A 6,030-nucleotide genomic window follows, 5' to 3' on the forward strand; every position below is an offset into this window, starting at 1 on the left:
CCCCCCCCCCCGCTCCGGGTGTACGGGCACCCGGAGCGGGGGGATTCTTCTGTGCCCGCAGAGATGCACCGCCCGTCTCGCACAGCGCTCAATTCCTCTGCGTACAGGGCGTGTTCCGCCTCTTGACACGGCATTGGTCCGGTCCAACGATGTTCCCCGCACAAGAGCCCCCACCTCAGTGCACAACATCGGCCACCGGGAGCCTCCGTGAGACGACTCATACCCCTCCGCACCGTGACAGCCGCAGTGGCCACCACAGCCGCAGCCGCAACTCTGGTCCTGGGCGGCGGCAGCGGAACGGCGCTGGCGGCAGCGCAGGCGCTGCCGCCGCACGTCTTCGCGCCGTACTACGAGACCTACACACCGGGAAGCCCCGCCGCGCTCTCCGCCCAGTCGGGGGCGAAGTACCTGACGCTGGCGTTCCTGCAGACCGAGGCCCGCGGTTCGTGCACCCCGTACTGGAACGGCGACACCAACAAGCCCGTTTCGCAGGCCGTGTTCGGCTCCGACGTGAGCACCATGCGTGCGAACGGCGGCGACGTCATCCCGTCCTTCGGCGGTTACGCCGCCGACAACGGCGGCACCGAACTCGCCGACAGCTGCACGGACGTCGGCGCCATCGCCCAGGCCTACGAGAACGTGATCACCACCTACGGGGTGACCCGCCTGGACCTGGACATCGAGGACAACTCCCTGACCGACACGGCCGGAATCGACCGCCGCAACAAGGCGGTCCGGCAGGTGCAGGACTGGGCGGCGAGCACGGGCCGCACCGTGCAGTTCTCGTACACCCTGCCGACCACCGCACACGGTCTGGCCGACAGCGGCCTCGCGGTCCTGAACAACGCCGTCGCCAACGGCGCCCGTGTCGACGTCGTCAACATCATGACCTTCGACTACTACGACGGTGCGACGCACGACATGGCCGCCGACACCGTCTCGGCGGCGGACGGGCTGCACGACCAACTGGCCCGGCTCTACCCGGACAAGTCCTCGGACGCGCTGTGGGCCATGACCGGCGTGACGGAGATGCCGGGTATCGACGACTACGGGCCCGCCGAGACCTTCACCGTCCAGGACGCGGCCAAGGTCGCCGACTGGGCGGCTTCACGAGGCGTCAACACCCTGTCGTTCTGGGCACTCCAGCGGGACAACGGCGGCTGCCCCGGCACCAAGGGGTCGGACACCTGCTCCGGACTGCAGCAGAACACCTGGGACTTCAGCCACGCCTTCGCGCCCTTCACCAGCACCGACACATTTGAACGACAATAGCTTCAACGTTTGCGCAAGCCGTTAACTGTAGAGTCTGCCCCACCGCTTTGGCTGTTCCCCGCGGCGAATCCGGAGGGCGTGACCGTGAGAACCTCACTCGTGCATGCGCAGGCCGCTGCCCGTCGGCCCGCCCTGCGGGCCTTCGGCCGCGCCTCGCCGCTGTGGCGCCTGGACTGGGTCCTGCTGGGCGCGGTGGTGACGCTCGGCACGATCGGCGGGCTGCTGACCTGGTCGGCCACCATGCACCGCGAGGACGTCACCGGCACGGACCCGCACACCTACCTCAAACGGCACCTGCTCAACCTGCTCATCGGGCTCGTCCTGTGCCTCGCCCTCAGCATCGTGGACTACCGCCGGCTGCGCGGCTACGCCCCGGTGTTCTACGGCGCCGCGCTGCTCTTCCTCGCCACCGTGCTCACCCCGCTGGCGAGCACCATCAACGGCGCCCACTCGTGGATCGTGATCGGCGGCGGCTTCTCCCTGCAGCCCTCGGAGTTCGTCAAGCTCGCCCTGGTGGTGATGCTTGCGGCGCTGCTGGCCGAGGCGAAGGACGCGCGGGAGGCGGCCGCGCCCGGGCCGCGGCACATGCTGGCGGCCCTGGCCCTGTTCGGGGTGCCCGCGCTGGTCATCATGGCCAGCCACGAACTGGGCACCAGCCTGGTGCTGGCGGCGGTCACGGCGGGGATACTGTTCGCCGCCGGGGTCCCGGCCCGGTACCTGGCCGCGCTGGGGGGCGTGGCGGCGACCGTCGTGGCGGCCGTCTTCTCCCTGCACCTGCTCAGCGCCTACCAGTTGAACCGCTTCGCCGCCTTCGCGGACCCCGGGCTGGACCCGGGCGGTGTCGGCTACAACACCCACCAGGCCCGCATCGCCATCGGGGCCGGCGGGCTGGTGGGGCAGGGCCTCTTCCACGGCAACCAGACCAACGGCGGCTTCGTCCCCGAGCAGCAGACCGACTTCATCTTCACGGTCGCCGGCGAGGAGCTCGGCTTCCTCGGGGCGGGCGCCATCATCGCCCTCGTCGGCGTGGTGCTGTGGCGGGCCCTGGTCATCGCCCGCCGGGCGGGGGACATGTTCGCCATGCTGCTCGCCGTCGGGGTCGTGTGCTGGCTGGCGTTCCAGTCCTTCGAGAACATCGGGATGACGCTGGGCATCATGCCCGTCGCCGGGATCCCGCTCCCGTTCGTCTCCTACGGCGGTTCGTCGATGTTCGCCGTGTGCGGGGCCGTCGGGCTTCTGCAGTCCATCCGGATCGACTCCAGACGGCCGCGTAGCGGTTAGCGTTCCACTCGGGTTCGGGGTTGTTCGGGTGCGGGTCGTATGTGGCTGGTCGCGCCCACGCGGCGGAGCCGCATATGCAGTGCAGCCCCGCGCCCCTTCGGGGCGCGGTACCGGCGGTACTCAGGGAAGGAACGCTCATGCGGCGCGTACTCGTCGCTGTCGTGGTGGTGGTGCTGGCTGCGGGGCCTGCCGTTGCGAAAGGCGCTATGGAGATCAGTGCCGCCGCGCACACCGTGCGCTCCGGGCAGGTCGTGCGGGTCAGCGGTGCGGGCGATGACGATGCGGCGCACTATCTGCAGGCGTGCGTCGAGGAGCGCGACGGCGGCCAGGAGACCTGGCGCCTCGTGTCGTGCGGCAGTCCGGCGAGTTCGGGCGCGGGGGCCAGGGTCGACACCCGCATCATGCCGCAGCGGCGCGGGACGATGCAGTTCCGGGGTGTGCTGTACAAGATGGACAGCCCCGACGACAGGCACCCCAGCCTGCTGCGGACCTCACCCGTGACCACGGTCCGGGTGCGCTGACAGCCAGCGGCTGCGGGCGGCCAGGACACCGAGGCCGAGGGCCACGAGGTGCCCGGCGTCCGCGAGTTCGTGGTCGATGGTCCAGGCCGTCGTCAGGGCGGCGGTGAGCAGGCCGAGCCCGTAGCGCCGTGTCCGTTCGCCACCGACGGCGAGCAGGCAGGCGACGGTGGCCACCAGGCCGTAGCTGATGCCCACGTCCCGGGCCCGGCTGAGGGCGCCGGGCAGGTGGGCCAGGCGCATCAGCCACATGGCGCCCTCGGTGAGCAGCGTCGCCACGAGGTGGCCGAAGAGGAAGATGCCCATCCCGCGCAGCGTGCCCCAGCGCCACTCGGCCAGGCCCAGGGCCGCGGCCACCGCGCCGATGCCCAGCAGCGCGGGGACGCCGTCCACGACGAGCCCGCTGGCGAGCAGGGTCCACCACTTGCCCACCTTCAGGTGGTGCACATTGCTGCTGATGTGCCGGATGAACCGCGCCTGCCCGGATCTGGACTCGGTGGCCAGCCAGCCGGCGGTGGCCAGCAGCACGGCCACGTACACCGTGGTCGCGGGCAGCCGCCGCAGCACGTCCGCCGGGCGGCGCTCCGCTTGCTGCACCGTTTGCTGCACCGTCATTCAGGAGCCGTTCCGCACCGGGCCCGGGTGGACCCGTTCCAGAGCCTCCCAGCCCATGTCGTGCTCCCGCGCGGCCTCCTCCGCGCGTCCGCCGCCGCGCACTCCGAACAGCCGCTTGGCGAACAGAAGGTAGACCAGGACCGCGATGTTGATGATCAGGGTGAGGATCTTCGTGGCGCTGATGCGCCCGGTGAGCTCGTAGACCTCGGGCACGAGCAGCACGGCCGTCGCCACGAAGGTGAGGTACTCGGCCCACCGCTTCGCCAGCCAGAGGCCGACCGCCTCGATCCCTTCGAGCAGCGCGTACGCCGCGACGACCGCACCGATCACCCAGAGCGTGGAGGTGTGGGCGGCGAAGGCCTTGTCCAGGTCGCCCAGGAAACCGTGGCGGCCGGTGCCGCTCGGGCCGCCGACACCGTTCTGCACGGCGTCGATGATCCGGTAGAACGGGCCCCGCAGCCGCTCCCGTTCGTGCGCGAAGGCGAAGACGGCGACGGCCAGCACGCCGAGGACCAGGAAGTGCACCAGCCGGTCGACGGCGATGAGCCGCAGGACGTAACGGTCGCGCAGCGGACGCCCGCGCAGCGGGAGGTCGATCGTGTGCCGCTCCGGCACGGTCTGCACCGCGGGGCGGTCCGGGGCCGGCAGCGGCAGCCAGGCGTCGCAGCGCAGACAGCGGTGCCAGCGCATCCCGTCGTCCGTCTCGCGCACCAGCAGCGCGTCCCCGGGACGCACCTGCGCGGCGTCGGTGCCGACGAGGCTGTGCCCGTGCAGGCCGCACCCGATCAGCTCGTACTGCAGCCGGCGCTTCCTGTGCCGTACCCCTGGCGCGGGCACCGGTCCCTGTTCGTGCGTCATCTGCCGTCCTCCTCCCGGTGCACGCCCCCGCGTCGCACCCCTGCCTCATGCTCCCGCGCCCGTTCAGGGACTTGACCAAACTTCACCGCAAGGGGGTGTTTCCATGGTTTGCCCTTGACGCGAACTTGGCCGAATACAGCCTTCTCTTGTGCGTTGGCAAAGAGAACGAACCCGCCGAGTGATCCTTTTTCGCCGCCTCTACTCTGAACGTCCGTGGCAGTGGCAAACCTTCCTGAACTCACGCCCGGACGCATGCTCGGGACGTGGCAGGCCGATCCGTTCGGAATCGCGGCCGTCGTCGTCCTGGGCGGGCTCTACGCATGGGGCGTCGTCGGGCTGGCGCGGCGCGGAGAGCGCTGGCCGGTCGCCCGGACGCTCGCGTTCGCGGTGCTGGGCCTGGGGACGACGGCCGTCGCGACCATGTCCGCGCTGGCGGTGTACGACCGGGTGCTGTTCTGGCCCGCCGCCGTGCAGAACATCCTGCTCGACCTGATCGCCCCGCTGGGCCTGGCCCTCGGCGACCCGCTGGCGCTGGCCCGCCGGGCACTGCCCGCCCGGGCCGGGGAGCGGCTGGAGCGCGCGCTGCGCGGCCGGCTGGTGCGCACGCTGACCTTCCCGCTGCTCAGCACGGTGCTGGTCCTGGCCAGCGAGCTGAGCATCTACTTCACCCCGTACTTCGAGACCGCCCTGCGGCACGGGGCCGTGCATCAGGTGATGTACCTGCAACTCGTGCTGACCGGCTGCCTGTTCGTGCTGCCGATGCTCTCGCACGAGGAGATGCTGCCCTCGTGGTGCGGCTATCCGGTGCGGGCGCTGTTCGTCTTCGTCGACGGGCTCGTCGACGCGGTGCCGGGCATCGTCGTGATGACCAGCAGCACGCTGATCGCGGGCGGCTGGTACCGGGCGCACACGCCGGGGTGGGGGCCGGGGGCCGACCGGGACCAGCAGATCGGGGGCGGGCTGATGCTCACGATCGCGGAGCTGGTGGGACTGCCGTTCCTGATCGCCGTGTTCGTGGAGTGGGTGCGCGCCGAGAAGGGCACCACCGCGGCGCTGGACCGCAGGCTGGACGAGGAACTGGCCGCCGCGCCGGCACCGCGGCCCGCGGCGGCGGCCGACGACGCCGGGGCGGCGGCGCCGGAGCCCGGGATGATGCGGCCGTGGTGGGAGACCGACCAGGGAGCGATCGGGGAACGGTTCCGGCGGGGACAGGGCTGAACGGGTCCGGGGTACGAACCCCCGGACCCGTTCTCATGGGCCCGGCTTTCTCATGGGCTCGGCGGGCCGGCGTGCTGCGCCGACTCGATGTTGTCGTGCAGGTCGTTCGTCGCGTCCGCCGCCGCGGCGCCGGAGGCGAGCAGGCAGGCGGCCAGCAGGAACGCTATGGCCCGCGCCGTGCGGCCCGCCGGGATCGCGCGCGTCGCGGCGGGGGCCGCCAGGAGGGCGGCGACGCGCCGGGGCACGGGGCCCGCCGTCGCGGTCAGGG

At 71.5% G+C, this 6,030-nt stretch carries 5 protein-coding genes and 2 pseudogenes; 4 read left to right on the forward strand and 3 right to left on the reverse strand.

Annotated elements, in window-relative coordinates; all coding sequences use genetic code 11:
• Positions 1–246 precede the first annotated feature (246 nt).
• The 3 genes and pseudogenes from HG542_RS09840 to HG542_RS09850 all read left to right on the forward strand — a co-directional run.
• Positions 247–1,248 (forward strand): annotated as a pseudogene (locus HG542_RS09840) (chitinase); the annotation flags it as partial.
• Positions 1,249–1,356: 108 nt separating this feature from the next.
• Positions 1,357–2,553 (forward strand): rod shape-determining protein RodA, encoded by a 1,197-nt coding sequence (rodA, locus tag HG542_RS09845; protein WP_171079761.1) that lies wholly within the window; start codon positions 1,357–1,359, stop codon positions 2,551–2,553.
• Between the two features lie 137 nt (positions 2,554–2,690).
• The gene (locus HG542_RS09850; RefSeq protein WP_171079763.1) at positions 2,691–3,074 is read left to right on the forward strand and encodes a hypothetical protein; all 384 of its coding nucleotides are present in this window, start codon (positions 2,691–2,693) and stop codon (positions 3,072–3,074) included.
• Here HG542_RS09850 and HG542_RS09855 read toward each other — a convergent pair.
• Complete coding sequence (locus HG542_RS09855) at positions 3,045–3,686, reverse strand: rhomboid-like protein (RefSeq protein ID WP_229922590.1); 642 nt, start codon at positions 3,684–3,686, stop codon at positions 3,045–3,047. The two genes, HG542_RS09850 and HG542_RS09855, sit on opposite strands and share 30 nt — an antisense overlap.
• On the reverse strand, positions 3,687–4,544 hold the full coding sequence (locus HG542_RS09860) for a DUF2127 domain-containing protein (protein WP_171079765.1): 858 nt from the start codon (positions 4,542–4,544) through the stop codon (positions 3,687–3,689).
• 219 nt (positions 4,545–4,763) lie between these two features.
• On the opposite strand from HG542_RS09860, the gene HG542_RS09865 reads away from it, so the two are divergent.
• Complete coding sequence (locus HG542_RS09865; protein WP_438816691.1) at positions 4,764–5,762, forward strand: cytochrome c oxidase assembly protein; 999 nt, start codon at positions 4,764–4,766, stop codon at positions 5,760–5,762.
• A 50-nt stretch (positions 5,763–5,812) separates the two neighbouring features.
• On the opposite strand, the pseudogene HG542_RS09870 reads toward HG542_RS09865, so the two are convergent.
• Positions 5,813–6,030: pseudogene (locus HG542_RS09870) on the reverse strand (M56 family metallopeptidase); the annotation flags it as partial.

The organism is Streptomyces morookaense (assembly GCF_013030945.1).
GTDB classification, from domain to species: domain Bacteria; phylum Actinomycetota; class Actinomycetes; order Streptomycetales; family Streptomycetaceae; genus Streptomyces; species Streptomyces morookaensis.

Excerpts from the sequence above, each read along its gene's own strand:
- HG542_RS09850 (WP_171079763.1), top strand. The coding sequence starts at position 2,691 with ATGCGGCGCGTACTCGTCGCTGTCGTGGTGGTGGTGCTGGCTGCGGGG.
- HG542_RS09860 (WP_171079765.1), bottom strand. The coding sequence starts at position 4,544 with ATGACGCACGAACAGGGACCGGTGCCCGCGCCAGGGGTACGGCACAGG.
- HG542_RS09855 (WP_229922590.1), bottom strand. The coding sequence starts at position 3,686 with ATGACGGTGCAGCAAACGGTGCAGCAAGCGGAGCGCCGCCCGGCGGAC.